This window comes from Shewanella sp. cp20, from assembly GCF_000832025.1.
GTDB lineage: Bacteria > Pseudomonadota > Gammaproteobacteria > Enterobacterales > Shewanellaceae > Shewanella.
Map to the genome: position 1 here is coordinate 24,486 of NZ_JPII01000050.1, position 26,405 is coordinate 50,890.

General features: G+C 51.4%; 22 protein-coding genes and 1 pseudogene. 15 read left to right on the forward strand and 8 right to left on the reverse strand.

The genetic code is table 11. From position 1 onward, the window contains the following. Positions 1–55 precede the first annotated feature (55 nt). Positions 56–262 (forward strand): cold shock domain-containing protein CspD, encoded by a 207-nt coding sequence (gene cspD, locus DB48_RS18365; protein ID WP_011865363.1) that lies wholly within the window; start codon positions 56–58, stop codon positions 260–262. Positions 263–388: 126 nt separating this feature from the next. Here cspD and DB48_RS18370 read toward each other — a convergent pair whose 3' ends face one another. Next, the gene (locus DB48_RS18370; RefSeq protein WP_041511646.1) at positions 389–2,608 is read right to left on the reverse strand and encodes an NADP-dependent isocitrate dehydrogenase; all 2,220 of its coding nucleotides are present in this window, start codon (positions 2,606–2,608) and stop codon (positions 389–391) included. Positions 2,609–2,880: 272 nt separating this feature from the next. Here DB48_RS18370 and rluE point away from each other — a divergent pair, with 272 nt between their 5' ends. The 6 genes and pseudogenes from rluE (at position 2,881) to DB48_RS18400 (ending at position 8,851) form a co-directional block, all read left to right on the forward strand. Further along, positions 2,881–3,726, forward strand: coding sequence for a 23S rRNA pseudouridine(2457) synthase RluE (rluE, locus tag DB48_RS18375; RefSeq protein ID WP_200890563.1), 846 nt, complete (start codon positions 2,881–2,883; stop codon positions 3,724–3,726). A gap of 11 nt (positions 3,727–3,737) precedes the next feature. Continuing rightward, the gene (locus tag DB48_RS18380) at positions 3,738–4,187 is read left to right on the forward strand and encodes an NUDIX hydrolase (RefSeq protein ID WP_041511647.1); all 450 of its coding nucleotides are present in this window, start codon (positions 3,738–3,740) and stop codon (positions 4,185–4,187) included. A gap of 191 nt (positions 4,188–4,378) precedes the next feature. Further along, positions 4,379–5,494: a tRNA 2-thiouridine(34) synthase MnmA gene (mnmA, locus tag DB48_RS18385; RefSeq protein WP_041511648.1), complete on the forward strand. Its 1,116-nt coding sequence runs from the start codon at positions 4,379–4,381 to the stop codon at positions 5,492–5,494. Between the two features lie 3 nt (positions 5,495–5,497). Next, complete coding sequence (gene hflD, locus DB48_RS18390; protein WP_041511649.1) at positions 5,498–6,115, forward strand: high frequency lysogenization protein HflD; 618 nt, start codon at positions 5,498–5,500, stop codon at positions 6,113–6,115. 32 nt (positions 6,116–6,147) lie between these two features. Beyond that, the gene (gene purB, locus DB48_RS18395; RefSeq protein WP_041511650.1) at positions 6,148–7,518 is read left to right on the forward strand and encodes an adenylosuccinate lyase; all 1,371 of its coding nucleotides are present in this window, start codon (positions 6,148–6,150) and stop codon (positions 7,516–7,518) included. 200 nt (positions 7,519–7,718) lie between these two features. Further along, positions 7,719–8,851: pseudogene (locus DB48_RS18400) on the forward strand (ribosomal protein uL16 3-hydroxylase). Between the two features lie 125 nt (positions 8,852–8,976). Here DB48_RS18400 and DB48_RS18405 read toward each other — a convergent pair. Beyond that, positions 8,977–9,426, reverse strand: a complete 450-nt coding sequence (locus DB48_RS18405) for a DUF4826 family protein (protein WP_041511651.1) — start codon at positions 9,424–9,426, stop codon at positions 8,977–8,979. Between the two features lie 256 nt (positions 9,427–9,682). Between DB48_RS18405 and DB48_RS18410 the strand changes: the two genes are divergently transcribed. Both DB48_RS18410 and DB48_RS18415 read left to right on the forward strand, forming a co-directional pair. Next, positions 9,683–10,714 (forward strand): Glu/Leu/Phe/Val dehydrogenase dimerization domain-containing protein, encoded by a 1,032-nt coding sequence (locus tag DB48_RS18410; protein ID WP_041511652.1) that lies wholly within the window; start codon positions 9,683–9,685, stop codon positions 10,712–10,714. Positions 10,715–10,963: 249 nt separating this feature from the next. Then, positions 10,964–11,308 carry a hypothetical protein gene (locus DB48_RS18415; RefSeq protein ID WP_041511653.1) on the forward strand — a complete coding sequence of 115 codons (345 nt, stop codon included), beginning with the start codon at positions 10,964–10,966 and terminating at the stop codon, positions 11,306–11,308. A 445-nt stretch (positions 11,309–11,753) separates the two neighbouring features. On the opposite strand, the gene DB48_RS18420 is transcribed toward DB48_RS18415, so the two are convergent. The 4 genes from DB48_RS18420 to ppsA all read right to left on the reverse strand — a co-directional run bounded on the left by DB48_RS18420 (position 11,754) and on the right by ppsA (position 18,268). Continuing rightward, entirely contained in the window at positions 11,754–12,170 is a 417-nt protein-coding gene (locus DB48_RS18420; protein ID WP_041511654.1) for a MarR family winged helix-turn-helix transcriptional regulator, read from the reverse strand. Between the two features lie 123 nt (positions 12,171–12,293). Then, positions 12,294–12,743: a DUF1285 domain-containing protein gene (locus tag DB48_RS18425; protein WP_041511655.1), complete on the reverse strand. Its 450-nt coding sequence runs from the start codon at positions 12,741–12,743 to the stop codon at positions 12,294–12,296. Next, complete coding sequence (ydiJ, locus tag DB48_RS18430) at positions 12,736–15,789, reverse strand: D-2-hydroxyglutarate dehydrogenase YdiJ (RefSeq protein WP_041511656.1); 3,054 nt, start codon at positions 15,787–15,789, stop codon at positions 12,736–12,738. The genes DB48_RS18425 and ydiJ overlap by 8 nt, the downstream gene beginning before the upstream one ends. A gap of 109 nt (positions 15,790–15,898) precedes the next feature. Further along, entirely contained in the window at positions 15,899–18,268 is a 2,370-nt protein-coding gene (gene ppsA, locus DB48_RS18435; protein ID WP_041511657.1) for a phosphoenolpyruvate synthase, read from the reverse strand. Between the two features lie 126 nt (positions 18,269–18,394). Between ppsA and ppsR the strand changes: the two genes are divergently transcribed. The 4 genes from ppsR (at position 18,395) to DB48_RS18455 (ending at position 22,021) form a co-directional block, all read left to right on the forward strand. Then, a complete protein-coding gene (gene ppsR / locus DB48_RS18440; RefSeq protein WP_041511658.1) occupies positions 18,395–19,207 on the forward strand; it encodes a posphoenolpyruvate synthetase regulatory kinase/phosphorylase PpsR in 813 nt (270 codons plus the stop codon). A 166-nt stretch (positions 19,208–19,373) separates the two neighbouring features. Then, a complete protein-coding gene (locus tag DB48_RS18445) occupies positions 19,374–20,435 on the forward strand; it encodes a 3-deoxy-7-phosphoheptulonate synthase (protein WP_041511659.1) in 1,062 nt (353 codons plus the stop codon). Between the two features lie 152 nt (positions 20,436–20,587). Then, the gene (locus DB48_RS18450; protein ID WP_041511660.1) at positions 20,588–21,013 is read left to right on the forward strand and encodes an acyl-CoA thioesterase; all 426 of its coding nucleotides are present in this window, start codon (positions 20,588–20,590) and stop codon (positions 21,011–21,013) included. Positions 21,014–21,361: 348 nt separating this feature from the next. After that, positions 21,362–22,021 carry a response regulator transcription factor gene (locus DB48_RS18455; protein ID WP_041511661.1) on the forward strand — a complete coding sequence of 220 codons (660 nt, stop codon included), beginning with the start codon at positions 21,362–21,364 and terminating at the stop codon, positions 22,019–22,021. A gap of 181 nt (positions 22,022–22,202) precedes the next feature. On the opposite strand, the gene DB48_RS18460 is transcribed toward DB48_RS18455, so the two are convergent. Then, the gene (locus DB48_RS18460; RefSeq protein WP_041511676.1) at positions 22,203–22,802 is read right to left on the reverse strand and encodes a TetR/AcrR family transcriptional regulator; all 600 of its coding nucleotides are present in this window, start codon (positions 22,800–22,802) and stop codon (positions 22,203–22,205) included. A 182-nt stretch (positions 22,803–22,984) separates the two neighbouring features. On the opposite strand from DB48_RS18460, the gene DB48_RS18465 reads away from it, so the two are divergent. Next, a complete protein-coding gene (locus tag DB48_RS18465) occupies positions 22,985–23,986 on the forward strand; it encodes an HlyD family secretion protein (RefSeq protein WP_235375444.1) in 1,002 nt (333 codons plus the stop codon). Next, positions 23,983–25,515: an MFS transporter gene (locus DB48_RS18470; protein ID WP_041511662.1), complete on the forward strand. Its 1,533-nt coding sequence runs from the start codon at positions 23,983–23,985 to the stop codon at positions 25,513–25,515. Before DB48_RS18465 ends, DB48_RS18470 begins: the two co-directional genes overlap by 4 nt. Here the strand turns inward: DB48_RS18470 and fghA are convergent. Next, positions 25,512–26,348, reverse strand: a complete 837-nt coding sequence (fghA, locus tag DB48_RS18475) for an S-formylglutathione hydrolase (protein ID WP_041511663.1) — start codon at positions 26,346–26,348, stop codon at positions 25,512–25,514. The genes DB48_RS18470 and fghA overlap by 4 nt on opposite strands. Between the last annotated feature and the right edge of the window lie 57 nt (positions 26,349–26,405).

The window sequence follows — 26,405 nt, forward strand, 5'->3', positions numbered from 1 at the left end:
GTCTCATAAGTTTTACTATCTTACTGGTCAGTAAACAACAGAAGGAAGTGGAAGTATGGCAAACGGAACTGTGAAATGGTTCAACAACGCCAAAGGATTCGGGTTTATCTGCCCTGAAGCTGGTGGTGAAGACGTTTTCGCACACTATTCTACCATTGAAATGGAAGGCTATCGAACTCTAAAAGCAGGCCAATCAGTCCAATTCGAGGTGGAACAGGGGCCTAAAGGGATGCACGCGTCAGCGATATCGCCCACTAAATAGTTAGTGGGGCCAAAACAAAAAAGGCAGGGTTATCCCTGCCTTTTTTATTGCATTTTTAAACGCCCATCAACACCTAAAACAAGCAATAAAAAAGGGCGCCATGGCGCCCTCTTTATTTAGCTTTTATTAGCTCAGCAACTGATTCAGCGTTGCGCTCGGGCGCATCGCCGCTTCGGCCTTAGTGACATCCAGGCGATAGTAACCACCTAAATCAACCGCAGGACCCTGAGCACCATTTAACTCGGCAACTATCTTAGCTTCGTTACTGGTCAAGGCTTCGGCTAGCGGTGCAAACTGCGCTTTTAGCTCGCTATCAGTCTCCTGAGCGGCCAGCGCCTGTGCCCAGTACATCGCCAGGTAAAAGTGACTACCACGGTTATCCAGCTCACCCACGCGACGTGATGGTGAGCGGTTTTCATCGAGGAACTTACCGATTGCGTTATCCAGCGCATCGGCCAATACCTGTGCCTTAGGGTTGCCATAGTTCTGGCTTAGGTGTTCGAGTGACGCACCCAGTGCTAGGAATTCACCTAGAGAGTCCCAACGCAGGTGACCCTCTTTCTCGACCTGCTGAACGTGCTTAGGCGCGCTGCCGCCTGCACCGGTTTCAAACAGTCCACCACCACTCATTAGCGGCACGATAGAGAGCATCTTGGCACTGGTGCCCAGCTCAAGAATTGGGAACAGATCCGTCAGGTAGTCACGCAGTACGTTACCCGTTACCGAGATGGTATCCAGACCCTGCTTGATGCGCTCTAGCGAGAAGCGTGTTGCGGCCACAGGCGCCATGATGTGGATCTCTAACCCATCTGTATCATGCTCTGGCAGATATTTGTTGACCTTGGCAATCAGCTGCGCGTCGTGGGCACGGTTCTCGTCTAACCAGAATACGGCAGGTGTCGATGACAGACGCGCACGGTTAACGGCAAGCTTAACCCAGTCACGGATAGGTGCATCTTTAACCTGGCACATTCTCCAGATATCACCGGCTTCGACATCGTGAGACATCAACTGATTACCGGCGGCATCGACAACCTTGACCACACCGTCAGCGGCGATCTCGAAGGTCTTGTCATGGCTACCGTATTCTTCGGCCTTCTGAGCCATCAGGCCCACATTTGGCACGCTGCCCATGGTGGTAGGGTCGAAGGCACCATTCTCTTTACAGAATTGGATAGTTTCCTGGTACACGCCAGCGTAGCAACGATCTGGAATAAGCGCCTTAGTATCCTTCAGCTTACCATCTGGGCCCCACATCTGACCGGAAGAGCGAATCGCCGCCGGCATAGAGGCATCGATGATTACATCGCTTGGTACATGCAGGTTGGTGATACCACGGTCTGAATCGACCATAGCCAGGGCTGGACGCTCGGCGTAGATAGCCGCGATATCGGCTTCAATCTCGGCCTTCTTGTCTGCAGGCAGGCTAGCAATCTTGGCATACACGTCACCAAAACCGTTGTTAACATCCACGCCGAGCTCTTCAAACAGCTCACCATGCTTGTCAAACAGCGACTTGTAGAACACCTTAACGGCGTGACCGAACATGATAGGATCTGACACCTTCATCATGGTGGCTTTTAGGTGCAGCGACAGCAGCACATCTTCGGCCTTAGCCGCCTCGATTTCACGCTCCATGTAGGCAACTAGGGCTTTCTTGCTCATGGTCGATGCGTCAATCACCTCACCGGCCAGTAACTTAAGGCCTGACTTCAGAGTCTTAGCGCTGCCATCTTTACCTTCAAACAAGATATCTATGCTAGTCGGCTCGTTGATGGTAACCGATTGCTCGCTACCATAGAAATCGCCCGCTTCCATGTGCGCAACATGAGATTTAGAGTCACGGCTCCAGGCGCCCATTGAGTGTGGGTTCTTCTTGGCGTAGTTTTTCACCGACATTGGCGCGCGGCGATCTGAGTTACCTTCACGCAGCACAGGGTTAACGGCACTACCTTTGATCTTGTCGTAACGAGCCTTGATATCGGCTTCTGCGTCATTTTGCGGCTCATCAGGATAGTTAGGCAGTGCATAACCTTTGTCTTGCAGCTCCTTGATACAGGCCTTCAGCTGTGGGATCGAGGCGCTGATGTTAGGCAGCTTGATGATGTTGGCTTCTGGCTTAGTGGCCAGTTCACCCAGCTCGGCAAGGGCATCAGAGATCTGCTGTTCTGGGGTTAAGAATTCGGGGAAATTGGCAATAACGCGTCCAGACAAAGAGATGTCGCGTGTCTCGACGCCGACACCTGCAGCTGCGGTGAAATGCTTGATAATAGGTAACAGAGAGAGGGTCGCGAGAGCCGGAGCTTCATCTGTCTCCGTATAGATGATCGTTGGATTATCGTTCATTATTACTTCCTACGTTTTTGTAAAATAAATTGTTTATGAATCAAACAACTATGATGTCATTATTATAATTTTACGATGGCGAATGCGAGTCATGAAAAGGAGAAACTGTAAGGGTGAACGCCCTGGGGCCATGCCCTGACACTTAAACCGATTTAATGCAAAACAAAGCGCGTTTAACATCTCAAAAGCTGTTCACGTTTTGCTATCGATCACATTTAGTTGGCCGACATCATAAATCATTCACGCCAATATTCAAATTCCACTAATGGCCAATGCACAGTACAATGTCAGCATTAGCATACACTCAGCCAAAAGTTTGTCTCGTGACCCAAAAAACACCCGGAGCCAATCAGCCAGTAAATAAACGTAGGGGCGCAAGAAAAGACGCCACATCGTCCAAATCCCCATCCTCCCTGACGCCTGCCTCCCAATCTCCTGACTTCAATGCCAAGGGGAATCATCGCCAGCACAAGCAGGGCTCGGCAGCACCATCGGCAAAAGGCGTTAAGGCTAAAGGTCACTATAAGCCCCGTCCCAAAGGCAAGCCAGGGACTAAGCCGAAGCCAAGGCCGCAAAACCCAGTTATAGTGCTATTTAACAAGCCCTTTGATGTCTTGTGCCAATTTACCGATGAACAGGGACGTCAGACATTGAAGGATTTTATCCCGATTCAAGATGTCTACGCCGCCGGCAGACTCGACAGAGACAGCGAGGGGCTGCTACTGCTCACCAACGATGGTCAGCTCCAATCGCGTATCACAGAGCCTAAGAAGAAAACCGACAAGATCTACTGGGTGCAAGTCGAAGGCATTCCCAGCGATGAGGCGCTCAAAGCGCTCAGAGAGGGGGTTAGCCTAAAAGATGGTCCGACCCTGCCCGCCAAGGTCGAGCGCATCGACGAGCCGAACATCTGGCCCCGTAACCCGCCGGTGAGAGAGCGTAAACAGATCCCCACCAGCTGGCTGGCGATCACCATCTGCGAGGGACGTAATCGTCAGGTCAGGCGCATGACCGCCCACGTGGGCTACCCGACCCTAAGATTGATTCGTTATAAAATAGGTCAATGGAGCCTGGATGAGATCGCAAACGGTGAATATAAGGTGCTGCCCCAATCCTAATGAGGTAATAGATGGAACGTTATAAACCCAATGTCACCGTCGCCTGCGTGATCGCCAGTGAAGACAAATACCTGATGGTCGAGGAGTTAATCGACGGCAAGCTCACCTACAACCAGCCCGCCGGTCACCTGGAAGCCTTTGAGAGCCTAAACCAGGCCTGCGAACGCGAGGTATGGGAAGAGACAGGCCTGACTATCAAGGTACGGTCGCTCATCAACATCTATCAGTTTCAGGCAAATGAAGGCCTGGCCTTTCTACGCTTCACCTATGCTTGTGTCCTTAATGAGCAGCTATCGCCCACCCCGCAAGATAGCGCTATTCGCCGCGCCCTGTGGATGACATATGACGAGATAGCCCAGCGTAAGACGCAGCTCAGAAGCCCCTTGGTATTGCAATGTATTGACGACTTTCGTCAGGGAAAACTCTTTTCGACAGAGGTGGTCAATAGCCGCTTTCTCTAGTTAGCCCAAAGTCACAATGCATGATAGAATATGCCCCCGCATATTATGGTGGCGGTTTTCCCAGCATGTAGTGCGCAATTTACTTGTAATAAGGCACTCAACTAAGCAGGCAAAAGAGCGCAGGCAAATGAGCTTGCTCAACCACGGAAAACGTCACCATAGCTACACGAATTTAATGGTTTTTAGGATTTATGGCAGCAATCGAACCCAATCCAAACGGTAAAAAAGTGATCGTCGGTATGTCCGGCGGTGTCGACTCATCTGTTTCGGCGTATCTCCTCATGCAACAGGGCTATCAGGTCGAAGGCCTGTTCATGAAAAACTGGGAAGAGGACGATACCGACGAGTATTGCGCCGCCGCCGAAGATCTTAAAGATGCCCAAGCCGTTTGTGACAAACTCGGGATCAAGCTGCACACGGTCAACTTTGCCGCCGAATACTGGGACAATGTGTTCGAGTACTTCCTTGCCGAATACAAGGCAGGCCGTACCCCTAACCCAGACATCATGTGCAACAAAGAGATCAAGTTTAAGGCATTTCTCGAGTTTGCCGACGATATCTTAGACGCCGACTACATCGCCATGGGCCACTATGTACGCCGCAGCGATGCCTCGGGCCAAAGCCAGATGCTACGTGGCGTCGACAGCAACAAAGACCAGAGCTACTTCCTCTACACCTTGAGCCACGAGCAGATCGCCCGCTCCCTGTTCCCTGTAGGTGAACTGGAAAAGGGTGAAGTGCGCGAGATAGCCAAGAAGATGGGACTGGTTACTCACGACAAGAAGGACAGCACAGGTATCTGCTTTATCGGCGAGCGCAAGTTCACCGATTTTCTGCGCACCTTCCTGCCCGCGCAACCCGGCAAGATAGAGACAGCCGAAGGCGAAGTCATCGGTGAGCATCAGGGCCTGATGTACCACACCCTAGGCCAACGCAAGGGGCTGGGGATCGGCGGCATGAAGAACAGCAATGACGATCCTTGGTATGTGGTCGATAAAGATCTCGAGCGCAACGTGCTGGTTGTCGGTCAGGGGGGTAAGCACCCTCGCCTCATGTCCGTTGGTTTCTATGCCGATCAGCTACACTGGGTCGACAGGAAAGGGCCAAAAGATGGCGCAAAAATCACGGTCAAGACCCGCTACCGTCAACAGGATGTGGCCTGTACCCTCACCTATGAAGGGGAAGATCGCATCAAGGTGCTCTTCGACGAGCCCGTTGCGGCCGTGACCCCGGGTCAATCTGCCGTCTTTTACGACGGCGAGGTCTGCCTGGGCGGTGGCATCATAGACAGTCTGATTAGAGAGTAAGCCGTGAGCGAACCGATATTCGACAGAACCATGGCCTTTGCCGGCATACTGCAGGCGATTGGTCAGGTACAAAAGGTTGCCAGACATGGCCAGGCTGACGATGAGATGCTTGGTGCCTGTCTGGGTACCATCATGGTCACCAATCCCGACTGCACTGCCGATGTCTATCAAGACAAGGTCGCACTGAATCGCGGTTATCAGCTGATTTTGAATCAGCTGGGCGATGACAAACAGAAAGATGTCGAAGTGACCCGCTATCTCATCGGTATCCTGGCGCTGGAGCGTAAGCTATCACGCAACTCAAATGCCATGGGCATGTTGGCCGAGCGCATCAATCAAGTACATCGCCAGCTGCACCACTTTGCCATTACCGATGAGCAGGTGGTTGCCAACTTCGCCGGCATCTACAGCGATATAATCAGCACCTTAGGCCCCAAGATACAGATCTCGGGCAATCCCGAGTACCTGAAACAACCTATGGTGCAACATAAGATACGCGCCCTGCTGCTCGCTGCCATGCGCAGCGCAGTCTTGTGGCGCCAACTTGGAGGCAAGCGCAGGCACCTTGTCTTCTCGCGAAAAACAATAGTTGATACAGCTAAGAAAAGCCTCACCCTATAAATAATAAGTTAAGTTCATTAAAGGAGCTTCTAATGGAACTTTCCGCACTAACTGCTATCTCTCCGGTAGACGGTCGTTATGGTAGTAAAACCGCCTCATTGCGAGGGATTTTCAGCGAGTACGGCCTGACCAAATACCGTGTTCAAGTCGAAATCAACTGGCTAAAGCTGCTGTCCAGCTGCCCAGAAATTGAAGAAGTTCCTCCTTTTAGCGAAGCCGCATTGGCCTTGCTCGACCAGATCAAAGACAACTTCAGCGAAGAAGATGCCCTGCGCGTTAAGACCATCGAGGCCACCACTAACCACGATGTGAAGGCTGTAGAGTACTTCATCAAAGAGAAGATCGCCGATAACAGCGAACTTACCGCCATCGGCGAGTTTGTTCACTTCGCCTGTACCTCGGAAGATATCAACAACCTGTCTCACGGCCTGATGCTCAGCGAAGCCCGCGAGCAGGTGCTGGTGCCATACTGCCAGCAGATCGTCGACGGCGTGAAGAAGTTGGCCCATGAATATCGTTCGGTCCCCTTGATGTCACGTACCCATGGCCAGCCAGCCTCACCCTCTACCTTAGGTAAAGAGATGGCCAACGTTGCCGTGCGTCTTGAGCGTCAACTTAAGCAGATCCAAGCCGTCGAGATCATGGGTAAGATCAATGGCGCCGTGGGTAACTACAACGCTCACCTGTCGGCCTACCCAGAAGTTGACTGGCACACGCTGTCAGAGCGCTTCGTGACCAGCCTGGGCCTTAACTGGAACCCGTACACCACACAGATTGAGCCACACGACTACATCGCCGAACTGTTCGATGCAGTTGCTCGCTTCAACACAGTGCTGATCGATTTCGATCGCGACATCTGGGGTTATATCGCCCTGGGTCACTTCAAGCAGAAGACGGTTGCCGGCGAGATCGGTTCATCGACCATGCCACACAAGGTTAACCCAATCGATTTCGAAAACTCAGAGGGTAACCTGGGTATCGCTAACGCCCTGATGCAGCATCTGGCAGCTAAACTGCCCGTGTCTCGCTGGCAGCGTGACCTGACCGACTCGACTGTGCTACGTAACCTAGGTGTCGGCATGGCGCACTCGCTCATCGCGTATCAGGCAACCCTGAAAGGGATCAGCAAGCTTGAGGTCAACGAGACTCACCTGCGTGAAGAGCTGGATCAGAACTGGGAAGTCTTGGCCGAGCCAGTACAAACCGTTATGCGTCGCTATGGCATTGAGAAGCCATACGAGAAACTCAAAGAGCTGACACGCGGTAAGCGTATCGACGGCGAGCAACTGGCGCAGTTCATCGACAATCTTGAGCTACCAAGCGACGTGAAGGTTGAGCTGAAGAAAATGACGCCTGCCAACTACATTGGCCGCGCCGAAGCGTTTGTGGATGACTTAAAGTAATCATCCCTTAACACCCAACAAGAGGCGGTAGGCAGCAGCTTACCGCCTCTATTATTTTGACAACAAGTAGTTTAAAAATAGCTAGTTTTTAAAGCAAATAGCTAGTTTTTAAAGCTAGTTTTTTAAGTAAGTAGCTTTCAGAAAAAGCTTATTTTTTGGCATATACTGCCCCCTATTACTCAGGCCTGACGACCGACCCCATGTATACTCCCAACTTCGATACGCAAGCATTTTTAGCCGACCACTGGCAGAAACAACCTCTGGTGATCAAGGGCGCCTTCGCGCACTTTCAAGACCCTATCGCCCCCGATGAACTGGCGGGACTCGCCTGCGAAGAAGAGGTCGCTTCACGCATCGTACTGACGAAGAAAGACAACTGGGAGATCATCCAAGGTCCAATAGAAGATTACGCCCCCTTCGGCGAGGCCAACTGGCAGCTGCTGGTACAGGCCGTCAACCATTGGTACCCGGATGTGGAACCACTCGTTAACGCCTTTCGTTTCATTCCCGACTGGCGCTTCGACGATCTCATGGTCTCTTATGCCACGCCAGGCGGCGGAGTCGGCCCCCATATCGACAACTATGATGTCTTCTTGCTCCAGGGCGAAGGCAAAAGGCGCTGGAAAGTCGGCGCCAAGGGGCAATACGCTCCCCGCGGCGGTGATACCCACACGGCGCTGATCGATGATTTTGAGCCTATCCTGGATGTGGTACTCGAGCCAGGCGACATGCTCTATATCCCGCCGGGCTTTCCCCCCGCGGCGAGACACTGGAAACCGCGCTAAGCTACTCCATAGGTTTTCGCGCGCCCAGCCAACAGGAGCTATATAGCAGCATTGCCGATCATCTCATCGACACCAACGGCGGCAACAAGCGCTATACCTCAAATCAAGAGCCGGCGAGCCCAGGCCTTTTGAGTATTGAGCAGCAACAAGGCATGTTAGCTCTGGTCTCTGAGATCTTATCTCAGCCCGATCACTACCAAACCGTACTGGGCCAAACCTTGAGCCAGAACCGCTTCGAGCTTGACCTGTGTGAGCAAGGAGATAACTACACCCTAGAAGAGGTGATGGGAGCATTAGAAGACGGCGCAACATTGCAGCGCATCGGCGGGCTTAAGGTGATTCGCCTCGAAGGCGATAAACAGACCAGACTCTTTATTAATGGCGAGATCTACGCCTTTAAAGAAGCCGATGAGTTGGATGATAAACTTATGCTGCTAGCCGATGCGTTCAGCTTCGAGGGCGAGCAGGCATTGAGTCTCTGCCAGCAGCAAGCCATTGGGCAATATTTTGTCTGGCTGCTCAACTCGGGTTATGCCTACCTAGCCTAAAAGCGCTTAGGGCATAACTGATACCCAGTAAATAATTGACAGAAAAGACCGAAAAGCCGCCTCAAATGGACGGCTTTTTTATTGCGCTAAAGGCTGTTGTGGCAAGCTTTGGCTGTTTAAAACGCCTAGCCTTCTTTCCACAATTTCTCGTCGTTTTGGATCTGATACAGACTCTCGGCGCGTGACACCAAGAGCTGGGCAAACTGCGCCTGAGTCTTGTCTTTTACGGCGCCAGATTTAATCAGGTTTTCCGCCTTAAGTTGCCACATCATAGAGAAATGGCGAATGGCTTCGCGAGCGGTGGCGGCCACCTTAACATCGACATAGTCTGAAGGCAGGTCGCCAGACATCACCCAGAAGGTCTGTGGCTTTGGCTGCTTAGACTCCATCTTCCATACCGCGAGGAAAGGCGCAAGGTAACGGCTCTCTTCGGCAATCACTTTACTTGGGATCACCCCTTTTTCTGCCAGGAAGCGATTTGCCTTCTGAAAATGCTCTTTAACCCATTGTTGTGTCAGGGCTTCTTGTTCTTCTGGAGTGAGCGTTTTGGTGTTTTCGACTGCTTGTTCCGTCATACTGCTTCCTATTGTTATAGTTATGCTGTGAAGGGCGAAATGGTGCTGGCAAGCCGCATATTGCGTGAAAACTCACACACAACTTTACGTTAACGTAAAGTGGAAAGCAAAATTGCCACGCCGATCACAATTAATACCAATCTTTGCTTTGTTGAGAGTATCGCTAAATGCTATCGTTCTGCAATAAATATAACAAGCCGTCGAAGCAGCCTCTCTGGCATTCGGCGTTTTAATTCCCAAGCGGAGAACTCATAAAGTGGCAGTATTTAATCATATCTCATTTGATGACCACGAACAGGTCGTATTTTGTCATGATAAAGAAAGTGGCTTACGTGCAATCATAGCCATCCACAACACCAACCTAGGCCCAGCTGTCGGCGGTTGTAGAATGTGGAACTATGAGTCTGATGACGAAGCGCTGACCGACGTTTTGCGTCTTTCTCGTGGCATGACCTACAAGAACGCCCTCGCCGGTCTGGCCATGGGTGGCGGTAAGTCGGTGATCATCGCCGATCCAAAAGTTGAAAACCGTGAAGCCCTGTTCCGCGCCTTCGGTCGTTGTATTCATACTCTGGGTGGCAAGTACTACTCTGCAGAAGATGTGGGCGTGTCGACCAGTGACATCATGATCGCTCACCAGGAAACCCCATACATGGCGGGTCTTGAAGGTCAGAGCGGCGACCCATCACCATTTACAGCGCTTGGCACCTACCTGGGTATCAAGGCCGCCGTTAAGCACCAGCGTGGTCTGGATAGCCTCAAGGGCCTTAAGATTGCCGTTCAGGGCGTTGGCCACGTAGGTTACTACCTATGTCGTCACCTGCACGAAGAAGGCGCCGAGTTGATCGTCACCGATATTCACCAGTCATCACTGGACAAGGTTGCCACCGAATTTGGCGCTACCGTAGTTGCTCCTCAAGATATCTACCATCAGGATGTCGATATCTATGCACCATGTGCCTTGGGTGCCACCATCAACGACACCACGATTCCGCTGCTGAAGGCCAAGATTGTCGCAGGTTGCGCCAACAACCAGCTTGCCGAACTACGCCATGGCGAGAAGCTCAAAGAGCTAGGCATCCTGTATGCGCCTGATTATGTGATCAACGCAGGTGGTATCATCAACGTCTCGTTCGAGAAAGATTATGACGCGCAGAAGTCTACCGCCAAGGTAGAAGAGATCTACAACACACTGCTGAAGATCTTCGAACTTTCTGATGCGCAAAACCGTACTACTGCCGATGTTGCCGATGAACTGGCCCGTGCCATCATCAATGGCGAAAAGTAATAGATAACGATTGCTGAATAGAAAAACCACCGACAAGTTCGGTGGTTTTTTATTGCCTGTAATTCATATCTTGCACAATGATATCCCCCTTCGACAGGCACCAAAATCCCGTAAAATTTTTCTGCTTAGATTTTTCTTTTACCGCCAAAGAGATAATTTTCAGACACAGATTTTTCACAGAGGCGTACTGGAAAATGTCATATTCCTCTGCTTGACTTAGAGGCTCATCATCTTCGCTAGGATTGCATTATGATTAGTTTCAAGTACCACTTTAATCAGGATTTGGTGGAGTTACAGGCCAGTAACTGGATAGGCCTTGAGCAGGTATTTGTTAACGGCAAGCGGGTGTCGCGTAAGCTTAATTTCGGCCCCAAGAGCGAACATGAGGTGAAACTGAACAGTGGCGTACCCTGTAAGTTTCAACTGTTAATCGATCCCAACAGCGAGCAGATGATCTGCCGCATCTACAAGCAAAACCGCCTGATCACCAGCATCAAACAGGGAAAGGAAAACCTGATGCAAAGTCGTATGCTGTTGCAATCTGTCATCATAGTCATGGCCGTATCTAGCCTAGGCATGCTATTGGCGGTGTGACCCCAAGTAACAATATTATTCGGCGCCTACAGCATCCGGAACACACTAACATGCGCTTGCATAGATAAACTGATTCGGGCCCACGGATAATGATTCAAGCCCACGGAGAATGATAAGTCACCCTTGACGCTCACGACACAAAGGCATAGCTCACCTGCTTACTAACTAAGTGCCTGGCTATCCTTCACTGCACAGGCTCCCTGGGAGCTCTGATAATCGATTATTGCCGCCTCTCAGCGAGTGACCACTAAATCCTGTTGCATTTGCCTATAATTCGCCTGTACGCTCCTTGAAATAGTGCCGTCGCATGCAAGCCCTAAGTGAGTCAAAGCCATCTCACCTTGAGATGTCGATACCAGCGAACAGACTCACCACCAATACCACAATTACTAAAGGTTTCGGCGCTTTACCATGTGTTGCAATGAGTGGAGTGAGATATTAGGCCCTAGGATAGGCCATTGATCTTATTGAGGAGGTAGATAAATTGCTGGGATTCGTCTTCAGACAGATTACCGAGAAACTGCTCGTTGACCCGTTCGGCCTCGCAGATAAGATCTTGCTCTAATGCCTTGGCACTGTCTGTAAGGAAAATTTTAAAGGCGCGACGATTGTCCGCCTCCTGATGACGGGTGATATAGCCCTGTACCTGCAACTGATCCAACAGGCGGGTCATGGTGTAATTAGCCACATCACAGCGCTTGGACAACTCGGTCTGGGTGATCCCCTCCTCCTGCCATAGGGCAAACAGGACAGGCCAGAGTTTAATGTCCAGCTCATAGCGCTTTAGCCTCTCATCCAAGGCCTTTTGAAGCTCGATATTAAGATGAGATACCAGGTATCCCAAGCTTTCATAGTGTTTCAATCAGCACCTCCAGATACAGCGGTCATGCATTAATACTAACATCTGGTCCTAAAGAAACTAGGGCTTGGCTTACGCTAATTCGTAACGAAAAACCAATTGTCTTATCTTAGAAAGGGTTAAGCATTACTTAACGTCGCCCTCTGGATTAAGCAGGTATTGCTCGATAAAGCGATAATAACAGGCTCTTCCAAGTTTAGCCGATAATCCCCTCCCTAAGGAGACAGATATTGCCGCCTCGTCCACCACAAAGGCATCACGCCCGGCCAGCTGGAACTGAGTGCCGATAGAGCTGATCAGGATAAAATTCCCATCTTGTGTCTCTTCATAATCATTGATAATAAAGGGAAACTCGGCGACGTCCACCCTCACCTTCTCAACCGGGGTCATCAACAGATATCCCTCAGGCGTTAGATGTAAAATGGTGGCAAACAGGCGACAAAATTTATCGGGCAGCGGCTCATTTCGGTAAAACCAACACCCCTGGCTATCGATATGAAACAGGGGGGCCTCATCACACAGGGGAACACCCTGCGTGAATTGCTGCAACGCCGAATCCGGCTGGTTATTAGCCATGGTCGATAAGACCCAGTAGCGCCTGCACCGGATGCTTAGGCTTGAAGCCACCGAAGCGTTTTACCTGACTACGACAAGAGTAACCCGAGATTAATATCTGCTCCTTGGGCATCGACGCTATGGCCTTCTCCCAAGACATCTCATACAGGGCCTTGGAGCGCTTAAGATTGTCGCTCTCATGGCCATAGGTGCCCGCCATGCCGCAACAGCCCAGACTGACGGTACTTAGCTCGGCGCCAAATGCGCTGAAGATCGCCTGCCACTCTTTAGCCGTATTGGGTTTGGCCGTCGATTCGGTGCAGTGGCTGAACCAGGTAAACTGCTTAGTCGACTCTTTCGCCTCACCCAAAGGAGCCTTGGCGTCAATCACCTTAAGCAGCCACTCATTGGCCAGCAGCACGTTAAAATCGCCACGACGCTCGCCCAGGATCTCTTTATATTCATCGCGATAACAGAGCACCATTGCAGGATCCACCCCGACCATAGGCATGCCCAGGGCGTGCACCTGATTTAAGAAATCGGCGCTGGACTGAGCCGTCTTGGCAAATTTATCCAGGAAGCCCTTAATATGAATCGGCTTACCATTTGGCTTAAAGGGCAGTAACACGGGCTTAAGGCCCAGCTTTTCGATCAATTTGATGAAGTGATAAACCGTCTCGGCCTCGTAGAAGCTGTTGAAGGGATCCTGTACCACGAGCACATATTGGTCGCGCTCGGCTTGTGGGATCTGTTGCAGCGCATTCAGATCATAGCCACGACAGGCATGATTCTCCAGACGCTGCTTGAGCGTCGGCACCGACAGCGCAGGCGCATCCACGTAGCCGATAGATTGCTTTATCACCCACTGACTCAGCTTGTTCTGTGAGGCAAAATTAGTCACCTGGGGCATCTTGGCCATCAGGGGCAGACTCTGCTCGATACCCGCGACCAGGTAATCTTTCACCGGACGCAGATAACGCTGGTAATAGATGTTAAAGAACTGCGCCCTAAACTTGGGCACGTCCACCTTCACCGGGCACTGCGACGAGCAGGCCTTACAGGCCAGACAACCCTTTAATGACTCCATCACCTCGTGGGAGTAATCATACTCGCGCTCTTTCTTCAGGGTGTTCTGGGTGCGCTGCAACCAGCCAAGGGGCTTGGCCTTCGCCAAGGCCTCGACATCGACCCCTTCGGCCTCCAAGAGACGCAGCCATTCGCGCATCAAACCTGCGCGTCCCTTGGGCGACTGCACTCTGTCTCCGGTCACCTTGAAGGAGGGACACATAGGCGAATAGGCACTGTAGTTAAAACAGAGGCCATTACCGTTACAGTTCATCACATCGGGGAAAGCCTCACGGGTTGTAACCGGGATCTGCCGATCAAAAGCGCCGCGCTTAACGCTGTCGACGTTATAGAGCAGCGGACCACTGCCTTTGGGCGCCACCAGCTTACCCGGATTAAGCTTGTTATGCGGATCGAAATAACCTTTCACCTCTTCGAGCAGACCAAACAGGGTTTCGCCGAAGACCGACGGGCCATATTCGCCTCGCACCCCTTTACCATGCTCACCCCACATCAGGCCGCCATACTTGAGGGTCAAGGCCGCCACCTGATCCGATACCGTCTTGAGCAGTCGCTCATCCTGCGGGTCGCACATATCCAGCGCCGGGCGCACATGTAAAACACCTGCATCCACATGGCCGAACATGCCATACTGCAGCTGATGACTGTCGAGCAGTTCCCTGAACTCCATGATAAAATCCGCCAGCTTCTCTGGCGGCACCGCGGTATCTTCGGCAAAGGCGATAGGCTTACGGCTTCCCTTGGTCGCGCCCAGCAGTCCCACCGCCTTCTTACGCATGGCGTAGATGGTGTTGATGCTCGCCTTATCGGCGGTAACCTGATAACCCAGCAGGCCAGCCTGGTTGTCCGCTAGCTGAGTATCTAGCATCGCCTGCAGCTGCTTAACCTTCCCTTCGACCTCCTCTGGTTCACCGGCAAACTCCACCATGTTAAGGCCATCGATTGAGGCACCTGGCACCTCTTCGATCAGCGATGACACCGAATGCCAGATGATATCCTGCTTGGCCAGATTCAGTACCTTGGAATCCACGGTTTCTACCACTGTCGCCTTGGCCTTAACCAAGTCCGGGGCATGGCGCAGCGCAGACTGGAAAGAGTCATACTTGATGTTGACCATCATGCGGGTGTTAGGCAGTGGCGTAATGTCCAGCTTGGCCTCGGTGATCACCGCCAAAGTGCCTTCAGAGCCGGTGAGGATACGCGACAGGTTGAACTCATCGAATGCCGCGTTCCAGACGTTTTTCAGGTCATAACCGGTCAAGAAACGATTGAGTTTGGGAAAACGCTTCTCCACCTCGTCGCGGTGGGTTCGGGTCATGGCTGCAATATCACGTTGCAGCGCCTCCCCTAAACTGGGCGATTCGAGCGCGTCGAGCGCCTCAAGCGATTGCAGGTCTAGTGGCTTGGTTTCCAATACACTGCCATCATGCAGCACGCTGGTCAGCTCGAGCACGTGATCCGACGTCTTGCCATACACCAGCGAGCCTGCGCCCGAGGCGTCGGTGTTGATCATGCCGCCCATGGTCGCACGGTTAGAAGTTGAGAGATCCGGACTAAAGAAGAAGCCATGGGGGCGCAGCGCATCGTTTAGCGCATCCTTGACCACCCCAGCCTGCACCCTCACCCAGCGCTCTTTCTCGTTAATCTCGATCACCTGATTGAAGTAACGGGACAGATCTAAGACCAAACCATGGGTCAGCGCCTGACCGTTAGTGCCGGTACCGCCACCACGCGCACTGAAGACCACCTTATCAAACTCTGGCTTGGTCGCCAGGGTCATGATCAGCCTGACATCGGCCTGAGTCTTAGGATATAGGACCGCCTGTGGCAGAAACTGGTACACAGAGTTATCCGTTGCCTGGGCGAGACGCGCACTGTAACGCTTATCTATGTCGCCACAATAATTGCTCTGAGCAAGGGCGTCGAGATACGCCAAGTAAACAGGCTCTAGGGTCTGTTGATGGGATAACTTTGGGAGCATGATGACTTCTTTTCAATTGATGTTTATTAAAATAATGTTGCCATTATAAACAAAAAAAAGCCGCTAAAAAGCGGCTTTCGTCAATTAGCTTATTCTATCTAAAGAATAATTAGGCGTGAGCTTCACCCAGGTATAACCAGGTATCAATCACTGTATCTGGGTTAAGCGATACTGTGTCGATGCCCTGCTCTACCAACCAAGCAGCGAAGTCGGCGTGGTCCGAAGGACCCTGACCACAGATGCCCACGTAAGCGCCTTTCGCCTTAGCGGCCTTGATAGCCATCGCCAGCAGGGCTTTAACGGCTTCGTTACGCTCGTCGAATAGGTGGCTGATGATGCCTGAATCACGGTCAAGACCTAGGGTTAGCTGGGTCAAGTCGTTCGAACCGATTGAGAAACCATCGAAGATCTCGAGGAACTGGTCGGCTAGCAGGGCGTTAGAAGGCAGCTCACACATCATGATGACGCGCAGACCATCTTTACCACGCTCCAAGCCTTGCTCTTTTAGCAGCTCGATAACCTGACGGCCTTCTTCAAGCGTACGAACGAATGGGATCATGATCTCTACATTCGTCAGGCCCATCTCGTTGCGTACACGCTTGATCGCTTCACACTCAAGGGCGAAACAGTCACGGAACGACTCAGAGATATAACGGCTCGCACCACGGAAGCCCAGCATTGGGTTTTCTTCTTCTGGCTCGTAACGGTCACCACCGACCAGGTTAGCGTACTCGTTAGACTTGAAGTCTGACATACGTACGATAACTTTCTTCGGATGGAAGGCCGATGCGATAGTCGCGATACCTTCAACCAGACGCGCCACATAGTATTCTACTGGTGACTCGTAACCGGCGATCATCTCATGGATCTCTTGCTGCAGCTCGGCGCTTTGGTCGTTAAACTCAAGCAGTGCCTTAGGGTGAATACCGATCATACGGTTGATGATGAACTCAAGACGCGCAAGGCCCACACCTTCGTTAGGCAGGCGAGCAAAGTCGAACGCTCGGTCTGGGTTACCCACGTTCATCATGATCTTCATCGGCAGTTCAGGCATGGCATCGACGCGAGATGACATGACGTCAAACTCTTGAATACCTTCGTAGATGTAACCTGTGTCGCCTTCGGCGCAAGAAACAGTCACTTCCTGACCATGCTTGATCTTGTCGGTGATGTCACCACAACCAACGACTGCTGGTACACCAAGTTCACGGGCGATGATCGCCGCGTGACAAGTACGGCCACCACGGTTAGTGACGATAGCGCTGGCGCGCTTCATGATTGGCTCCCAATCTGGGTCAGTCATGTCGGTAACCAGTACGTCACCTTCTTGGATCTGGTCCATATCTTCGATAGAGGCCAGTACCTTAGCGGTACCGTTACCAATCTTGTGACCGATAGCACGACCTTCGCCAATCACTTCGCTCTTGGTCTTAAGGTGGAAACGTTCGATTAGCTGCACGTCTTCACGTGAACGTACGGTTTCTGGACGCGCCTGTACGATGTACAGCTTGCCATCGTTACCATCTTTGGCCCACTCGATGTCCATTGGACGACCATAGTGTTTCTCGATGATCATGGCCTGCTTAGCCAGCTCCATCACCTCTTCATCGCTGATAGAGAATTGACGACGAGTCTCGGCTGGCACATCTTCAATCTTCACCTGCTTACCATGGCTCAGGTCATCAGAGTAAACCATCTGAATCAACTTGCTGCCGATGTTGCGGCGAACAACCGCCTTGTGACCGGCTGTCAGGCTTGGCTTATGAACATAGAACTCATCCGGGTTCACCGCGCCTTGTACAACCATCTCACCCAGGCCAAATGAAGAGGTCACGAAGACCACATCGTTGTTGCCTGATTCTGTATCCATGGTGAACATCACACCTGAAGCGGCGGCGTCTGAACGAACCATACGCTGTACGCCAGCAGAAAGTGCAACGCCTTTGTGGTCATAACCTTGGTGTACACGGTATGAGATAGCTCGGTCGTTAAAGAGTGAGGCGAATACATGCTTGATGGCAACCAGTACCGCGTCGAAGCCTTTAACGTTCAGGAAGGTTTCCTGTTGGCCGGCAAATGATGCATCTGGCATATCTTCGGCGGTCGCTGAAGAACGCACGGCGAACGATGCATCGCTAGTTTCTGAGGCAAGCTTGTCGTACGACTCGCGTACAACCTGCTCAAATTCGCTATGGAATGGGGTATCGATAACCCACTGTCGGATCTGTGCACCTGCGGTCGCGAGTGCATTCACGTCATCGACGTCTAGAGCTTCTAGCGTCTCGTATATCTTCTGGTTAAGTCCGCTTTGTTCAAGAAATTCATTGAACGCAAAAGAAGTGGTCGCAAAGCCACCAGGCACTTGAACACCTGCATTAGCTAGATTGCTGATCATCTCCCCAAGAGAGGCATTTTTACCGCCTACCTTGTTGACGTCACCCATGCCTAATTCTTGATACCAGAGTACATATTGCTGCACAGTTCTATCTCCGCAAGTTTATTTCAGTGTGGCCCCTTCACACGAGGGCAGCGGCATTTTACACTCCACAGCAAGACGCGTAAATCTATAATTTTATTTGTAATTTTATTACTACAAGAGGTCAAAATGTCACGTAAAGTCTTTTATATCTCAGATGGGACGGCGATCACGGCCGAGGTTTTTGGCCATGCGGTACTGTCTCAATTTCCAGTTGAGTTTGAAGCACTTACTATTCCATTTGTCGAGACAACCCAGAAAGCCGAGACGGTAAAAGCACAAATTAATGATTGTTTTATTACAACAGGCGAACGACCACTTGTGTTCCATTCCATCGTAAAAGCCGAGATTCGAGACATCATCTATAGCAGTGAGTGCATCGACTACGACTTCTTGAACACCTTCGTCGCCCCGCTGGAAGATCAATTGGGCGTCAAGGCGGTCCCGGTTACCCACAGAACCCACGGCAAGGCCAATCACAGTTATGAGGCGCGTATCGACGCCATCAATTATGCCATGGAGAACGACGACGGCCAGACCCTGAAACATATCGACAAGGCCGACATAGTGCTGCTGGGCGTGTCCCGTTGCGGCAAGACCCCCAGCAGCCTCTATCTGTCGATGCAGTTTGGTATCAAGGCTGCCAACTATCCTTTTATCGAAGATGACATGGACAACCTTAAGCTGCCCGAAGTACTCAAGAGAAATAAACACAAGCTGTTTGGCCTGACTATCGATCCGGTGCGCCTGCATGAGATCCGCCAGAGCCGCATGGAGAACAGTCGCTACTCTTCACTTAGACAGTGCCGTATCGAGGTGAAAGAGGTAGAGATGATGTATAAGCGCGAGCGCATTCCTTTTGTTAACACCACCAATCATTCGGTGGAAGAGATTGCCACCAAGATCCTGGATGTTACCGGCCTAGAACGTCATATGTTCTAAACAGACGGCCATAAAGGGCAAGCGAAAGGCCCCAAATGGCAAGCTAACTGCACAGATGTAGACAAATACTGGAAATTTTCATCTGTTTACCCCTGTGCAGCTAGCAACTATTCGTTATAATCCGAGGCAATCAGGCGAAAGCCAAGACAAACGCTCGGTATATTGAATGACCATTAAAACAGACGAACTACGCACCACATTACTATGTAAGGCCATTTCACCTGCTAAACTCGCATCTGAATACCCGCTTACTCAAGACGCCGCCGACTACCTGGTTCAACAGAGACGTGAAGTTGAAGCCGTTCTCACCGGTGAAGACAAACGTCTTCTGGTGATCATCGGTCCCTGCTCTATCCACGACACTCAGGCCGCCATCGACTATGCCAAGCGGCTGGCCGTGCTGCATAAAGAGCTTAAAGACTCACTCTGCATCCTGATGCGCGTCTATTTCGAGAAACCCCGTACCACTGTCGGTTGGAAGGGGCTAATTTCCGATCCGGATCTCGACGGTAGCTTCAATGCCAACAAAGGCCTACGCCTGGCTCGTCACCTGCTGCAAGAGATCACCGAGCTTAATCTGCCTATCGCCACCGAATTTTTGGATATGGTCAACGGTCAGTATATTGCCGACCTCATCACCTGGGGCGCGGTTGGCGCTCGCACCACAGAGAGTCAGATCCACCGTGAGATGGCCTCGGCGCTCTCCTGTCCGGTCGGCTTTAAGAACGGCACCGACGGCAACATCAACATCGCCATCGATGCGGTGCGTGCCGCCAAAGAGCCACACATCTTCTACTCGCCCGATAAAGATGGCGCCATGGCCGTTTACCGCACCAGTGGTAACCCTTATGGCCACATCATTTTACGCGGCGGTAAGCAGCCTAACTACCATGAGGCCGATATTCAGGCCGCGGCGCAGAAGCTAAAAGAGGTGGGCCTGTCTCACCGTATGGTAGTGGACTTTAGCCACGGTAACAGCCAGAAACAGCATAAGCGTCAGCTCGAGGTCGCCAAAGATATCATGGCGCAGGTAGCCTCAGGTTCGACGGCAATCGCCGGCATCATGGCCGAGAGCTTTATCGAAGAAGGCAACCAAAAGGTGGTGGCGGGTGAGCCGCTCACCTATGGTAAGAGCATCACGGATGCCTGCCTCGACTGGGCCGACTCAGAGCAGCTGCTAAGGGATCTTGCCAAGGCTTCTAAGGCCCGCATGGCAAAACTTGGCTAAGCGAATTGAGTACGCGATAAAAAGGCTTCCCCGTGAAGCCTTTTTTATTGCCATGAAAGGCGCCACATTACCAGGTTACAGCGCTGTCATTTAACCGCGATTGTCAGTATAATCCGCCGGTTTTTTTCAATGCATAACCTTAAGGTTGCCGTATGCCCCTAACCGATACAGAAACTCAGTATTCTGAGGCGATTCGCGCCCGCATCGCACAGTCAGAAGCCCGAGTGATCAAAGCGATATTTCCCTCTATCACCAACCACCACAATACGCTCTTTGGTGGCGAGGCGCTGGCCTGGATGGATGAGACCGCCTTTATCGCCGCCACGCGCTTCTGCCGTAAGACCCTAGTGACCGTCAGCTCAGACCGTATCGACTTCAATAAGTCGATTCCTGCCGGCACCCTGGCTGAGATCATCGCCAACGTTATCTATGTGGGAAATACCTCCCTCAAGGTTGAGGTCAATATTTTCGTGGAAGATATGTACCAGGATCATCGCGAGCACGCCATTCGTGGCGTCTTTACCTTTGTGGCCCTGGATGACGAGCGTAAACCCACTAAGGTGTGGAGCGAAGGCTAGCCTCCAAAGTGCTTTGTGTCGGTGGGCCAATGCCTGCCGACCTAGCTGTAAAACCTCTCAGGCTTCACGGCCCCAGCTCCAATTCTTCTGCTCCAGCTCCTGTTTCGCTTCTACCTCACCCTTTTTCTACCTCACCCTTTTTCTACCTCACCCTTTTTCGACTTCGCCTTTCTATTTCTCGAACGCCCAAATCATTGGCACGCCCGCATCCATACTAGACTTAAGTCTAATAATTGCTTGTAAAAACGAAAAAATCCCGCTGCCCAGGTACAAAAGCATTAGAATACTGAGTCATTTATCTGTTACATTGACTTTACCTTCAAGTGCAACAAAGATAATCAAAAAGCAATGAAGCTAGAAAATTTGCACATCATCATCGCCGATGATCACCCGTTATTTAGAAATGCGCTGCGCCAAGCACTGAGCGGCGCATTTGCCGACACCCAATGGTTTGAAGCCGATAGTGCCGAAGCCCTACAAAGCCTATTGGAACAGGGCGACACCGCCTATGACTTAGTACTGTTAGACCTGCAGATGCCGGGCTCCCATGGCTATTCCACACTGATCCACCTAAGAACTCATTTCCCCGAGCTGCCTGTTGTGGTGATATCCGCCCATGAAGATGCCATGACCATCAGCCGCGCCGTCCACTATGGCAGCGCCGGATTTATTCCAAAATCCGCCTCTATGGACACCCTCTCTGAGGCCCTCACCTCAGTGCTCTATGGCGATATCTGGCTGCCGAGCAACATCGAATTGCAAGAGATAAACGAAGATGCCACGGATCAGATGGCGGCCAAGCTCGCCGATCTCACGCCGCAGCAGTATAAGGTGCTACAGATGTTTGCCGAAGGTCTGCTCAACAAGCAGATCGCCTACGACCTGGGCGTCTCCGAGGCGACCATCAAGGCCCACGCCACCGCCATCTTTAGAAAACTTGGGGTAAGAAATCGCACCCAGGCGGTGATCGCCCTGCAGCAGCTAGAGATGGAAAAAGTCGAGCTTTAACCTAGGTGGAAGATCCTAGGATCTTCCCTTGGCTCCCTGCCAATTTGTCAGCGCAAAAAGATCTCAGCCAAAAGACACCCCCATTCCGCAAGATAACATAAGCGCCTAAGGCGAATAACCGAATCTGTTGCTAGCATTCGACAGCACCTTTCGACGGCATTCCACTCGAGATTGAAAGCATTCAAGATTGATAGCAGCGAATAAAGTTATCTACGGCATGCTCTGCGTAAATTTTTATTTCATCAGATGTAAGAATTTTTCCACCGTATAAGGCTTCGAAATGACGATTTCCCTTTAATGCACCAAGAAATTGTTCACTCGCTATGGCTAAATCTGTGATGACGAGTTTGTCCATCGCTTGTCGATGCATCAAATAATCCTGTAATGCCTGTTGAGAATGGCCTGAACTTCGCTCAAGAAAAAATGCCACTAGTTCCGGTGCGCTTTTTGTCTGCGTCATCAGTAAGCGCGCCAACTTCAAGAGCTCAGAGTGATAGATAAACGCCATATATTTCAACGCGAAAGACATTAACTCTTCCCTAAATGCTCTATCGGCATCTACGTCTATGCTTAACCCCAGTTGCAGGCGTTCGGTCAGCTCAACAACCACGGCTTTTAACAGGCCTTGCTTATCATTAAAGTAGTTATACAAGGTAAGCTTTGAGCCACCACAATGCTCTATCAGTTGATCTAGGCTGGTGCCTTCATAGCCCTGCTCTAAAAAGAGTTCTGCGGCTACCTGCAAATACTTCTGCCGCTTTTTCAAACTCGATGGTCGCATAGATGCCTCCTCTAACTTTTGATACCCCATAGTACACTTTTTTATAGGATAAGGTTGCATCCTTTTCGAACGACAGATATGATACTGAACGGTACAGTATTATATCTATGGTCGTCATCATGAAACAACTCCTTCGCAAAGCACAGAGCAGTAAAATCAAAAAAACATTAATTATCAGCACCATGATGTTATTTGCTTCCCTGTTTTATTATTACCAGTTCCCAAAAGCAGGCTTGATTAGCACAGATAACGCCTATGTTCAGGGGGAAATTTCGCAAGTGAGTGCCGAGGTATCGGGCATTATTAATCACGTCTACATAACCGATAACCAATATGTAGAAGCGGGTGAACTGCTGGCACAAATTGACGACAGAGATTATCTGGCGCAATACAATCAAGCCAAGGCAGGACTGTCCATGGCGCAGGCGGCAATTGCCAATATAGATGAACGTATAACGCTACAACAGATATCGATAAAACAGGTATCGACTCAGATAGACTCGACTATGGCCGATGCGGTATTTCATCGGGCAGAATGGGATCGACTGCAAAACCTGTTAGATAAGGAACTCATTTCTCAATCACAGTTTGAAGCGCAAACCAATAAGAACAATCAGGCGAAAGCCAAACTGGCGGCAAGTCAGTTGCAGTTGAGTTCAGCCAAGCAGCAACTCAATACCCTCAGGAGTGACAAGGCTCGTTTGGTTGCCCAAGCCGAGCAGGCCAGCGCCTTGCTGGCACTCGCCAAACTAAGGTTAGAAAATACACAGGTCAGAGCCCCAATTGCCGGCATCATAGGTAATCGTGCCCTGCGCGCCGGGCGCTTTGCCAGTAAAGGGGCCCCCCTGCTGGCTATCGTTCCTGTCGAAGCTATCTGGATAGAGGCTAACTATAAGGAAACCCAGATCACCGATATACTGCCGGGCCAGCTTGTGGAGGTGACGCTCGACAGCTTTCCCGAACAACACCTGGAAGGACGGGTATTGAGCATTGCGCCGGCGACAGGAGCACAATTTGGTTTACTGCCACCGGACAATGCCACGGGCAACTTCGTCAAGATAGTACAACGCGTTCCCATAAAAATTACCTTCGAGATCCCAGAGGCATTGCGGGGCCGTATAGTGCCGGGTCTCTCGGCAGAAGTGACGATAAATACCAAGCATCTCGACGGTAAGCCCTCATGAATAAACCCTTTATTACGATTCTGCTCTTAGCACTACTGGCGATTTTTCCCCAGAGTGTAACCAGTCAAATCTATAGCAACAGCGCCAGCCAGATAGCGGCGAGTATCGGCCTGTCGCTGGATGAAGCCAGCTGGTTTAACACACTCAATACCTTTGGTTTGCTGATAGCGCTTCCACTCGGTGCCTGGCTGGCTCGTCGTTTCGGCTATCGCCAGCTATTTCGCATCGGCGCGGTGCTAGGCCTAATCAGCACGCTCGTCAGCAGCCTAAGCATGCAGGCTGCCCCTCAGATGTTAAGTTGGTTTGGCCACGGCGTCTCGGCGAGCTTTCTCGTGCTGTTCGCCCACGCCATCATCTTAAAGAATCTCAGCTTCAGGGCTATCGCCTTGGCCGAGAGCCTGGTACTACTGTTGGCGGTATTAATTCCGCTGGGTATCTACCCATACCTGCTGTCTACCCTGGCAGAGAACAATCTGTGGCGGTGGGCTTTTTCACTACAGCTAGTGCCCTTCTTACTCATGCTCGGCTGGGCTCGGTATGGTCACTGGCCCCATCAGGAAGAGACACAGGAGATCGGCTTTAACTGGTTACAAGCCCTGTTGCTGACGATCGCTAGCTGTGGCATTGCCTACATACTGCTGCGGGGCGAACGCTTTGACTGGTTTGAGGCGCCTAGCATGGTCTGGATCGCGCTGCTCACCGCCTCGGCGATAGCGCTATTAGGCTTAGCAATAAGAAACCGCTGGGGACCTGGCCAATATCTAGACGCAAGTGTCTTGGCCAGCCGTATCGGCAAGCTGAGCATGTTACAAGCCGCCGTCGCGGGGTTTGTCGTATTAGCCATCTCCATGCTCACCTCTGTATATATGACGAAGATAATGCAATACAGCGCCGCTAACGCAGGCTATATCAACCTCATCGGCTTTATCGGTATGCTGGCCGGCCTTGGTATTGCATTCTTTGCCACCAGCAACCCCGACCGTGATCCCTTCAAAGTCGTCCCCATAGGGATCGTCATGATGATGGGGACCTGTATATGGCTAACGGGAAGCAATGCCTTTATAGGCCAAGCATACCTTTGGCCTGCAATATTACTTAAAGGCTTCGCCATTGGACTGCTAAACATCACGCTGACCATACATATTCTGCGTAGTTTACCTAGGCAGCACCTGCTCGAAACGATCGCCTGGTTCTATCTATTTCGTAATCTAGGGTCACTGTCTGCCATAGGCGAGTTTTCTCGTTTCATGACGATAGAAACCAGCAACGCCATGCAAAAGTTAGCCGAAAACTATGACCCTCTAAACGAGACATTCATCCACCACCAACAGCTGATCACTGCCAGCCTACAGCAGTCGACGCTGGCGCCGACGCCCGAGCGCTCGGCCCTGCTGTTGATGAGCCAACTTAAGACGCAAGCACTTTCTGTGGCCGGAGTGAACAACTATCAATGGTTAATCGCTACCACGCTGGTCATCATACCCAGCATGGTACTCACCATGAAATGGGCTAACCGCGCCACGACTTAACCTTGGAAGTACTTGGCATGAAACCTGAGGTGGTCTTCGATAAAGCTGGCGATAAAGTAATAGCTGTGATCATAGCCTTCCTGCATGCGCAGGATCAGGGGATACGCCTTCTCCTTAGCGACCGCAACCAAGGCTTCTGGCCTTAACTGCTCCTCGAGGAAATTGTCACTGCTACCTTGATCGATGAAGATCGGTAGATCGCAACTGGCTTGCTTCATCAACTCACAGGCGTCATAGGCCGACCATTCGTCACGGTTCTTACCTAAGTACTGACTAAAGGCCTTCTGCCCCCATGGACAGTTAATGGGGTTTACGATTGGGCTAAAGGCCGAAATAGACGTGTAACGTTCTGGATGCTTAAGGCCTATGGTCAGGGCGCCATGGCCGCCCATGGAGTGGCCCGCTAGCGCTCGCGCCTGGGTCACAGGAAAATGCGCTTCGATAAGCTCGGGCAACTCCTTCACCACATAGTCGTACATCTGATAATGGGCCTGCCAGGGTGCTTGCGTCGCATTGAGATAAAATCCGGCGCCTTGGCCCAGATCATAGCTGGCATCATCGGCCACCTCCATCCCTCTTGGGCTGGTATCGGGCGCGACAATCGCCATGCCAAGCTCTGCCGCAATACGCATGGCGCCGGCTTTTTGCATGAAATTTTCATCCGTGCAGGTCAGACCCGACAGCCAGTAAAGCACTGGCACCTTCTGTTCGCTGGCCTGGGGCGGCAGATAGATAGCAAAGCGCATGGCGCAATCTAGTACGCCAGACCGGTGCTGATACTGTTTATGCCAACCACCGAAACACTTGTTGCTGCTGATATTTTCTATGGTCATACTCTCATCCCTAAAGGGCACAGACGCTAGCGTCTGTGCCCTGTCTAAACCAACTAA

Excerpts from the sequence above, each read along its gene's own strand:
- DB48_RS18415 (WP_041511653.1), top strand. The coding sequence starts at position 10,964 with ATGATTAGTTTCAAGTACCACTTTAATCAGGATTTGGTGGAGTTACAG.
- DB48_RS18380 (WP_041511647.1), top strand. The coding sequence starts at position 3,738 with ATGGAACGTTATAAACCCAATGTCACCGTCGCCTGCGTGATCGCCAGT.
- rluE (WP_200890563.1), top strand. The coding sequence starts at position 2,881 with ATGCACAGTACAATGTCAGCATTAGCATACACTCAGCCAAAAGTTTGT.
- cspD (WP_011865363.1), top strand. The coding sequence starts at position 56 with ATGGCAAACGGAACTGTGAAATGGTTCAACAACGCCAAAGGATTCGGG.
- DB48_RS18370 (WP_041511646.1), bottom strand. The coding sequence starts at position 2,608 with ATGAACGATAATCCAACGATCATCTATACGGAGACAGATGAAGCTCCG.
- DB48_RS18425 (WP_041511655.1), bottom strand. The coding sequence starts at position 12,743 with ATGGCTAATAACCAGCCGGATTCGGCGTTGCAGCAATTCACGCAGGGT.
- ppsR (WP_041511658.1), top strand. The coding sequence starts at position 18,395 with ATGTCACGTAAAGTCTTTTATATCTCAGATGGGACGGCGATCACGGCC.
- DB48_RS18460 (WP_041511676.1), bottom strand. The coding sequence starts at position 22,802 with ATGCGACCATCGAGTTTGAAAAAGCGGCAGAAGTATTTGCAGGTAGCC.
- DB48_RS18445 (WP_041511659.1), top strand. The coding sequence starts at position 19,374 with ATGACCATTAAAACAGACGAACTACGCACCACATTACTATGTAAGGCC.
- DB48_RS18465 (WP_235375444.1), top strand. The coding sequence starts at position 22,985 with ATGATGTTATTTGCTTCCCTGTTTTATTATTACCAGTTCCCAAAAGCA.
- DB48_RS18450 (WP_041511660.1), top strand. The coding sequence starts at position 20,588 with ATGCCCCTAACCGATACAGAAACTCAGTATTCTGAGGCGATTCGCGCC.
- DB48_RS18470 (WP_041511662.1), top strand. The coding sequence starts at position 23,983 with ATGAATAAACCCTTTATTACGATTCTGCTCTTAGCACTACTGGCGATT.
- ydiJ (WP_041511656.1), bottom strand. The coding sequence starts at position 15,789 with ATGCTCCCAAAGTTATCCCATCAACAGACCCTAGAGCCTGTTTACTTG.
- fghA (WP_041511663.1), bottom strand. The coding sequence starts at position 26,348 with ATGACCATAGAAAATATCAGCAGCAACAAGTGTTTCGGTGGTTGGCAT.
- purB (WP_041511650.1), top strand. The coding sequence starts at position 6,148 with ATGGAACTTTCCGCACTAACTGCTATCTCTCCGGTAGACGGTCGTTAT.
- DB48_RS18405 (WP_041511651.1), bottom strand. The coding sequence starts at position 9,426 with ATGACGGAACAAGCAGTCGAAAACACCAAAACGCTCACTCCAGAAGAA.
- DB48_RS18455 (WP_041511661.1), top strand. The coding sequence starts at position 21,362 with ATGAAGCTAGAAAATTTGCACATCATCATCGCCGATGATCACCCGTTA.
- mnmA (WP_041511648.1), top strand. The coding sequence starts at position 4,379 with ATGGCAGCAATCGAACCCAATCCAAACGGTAAAAAAGTGATCGTCGGT.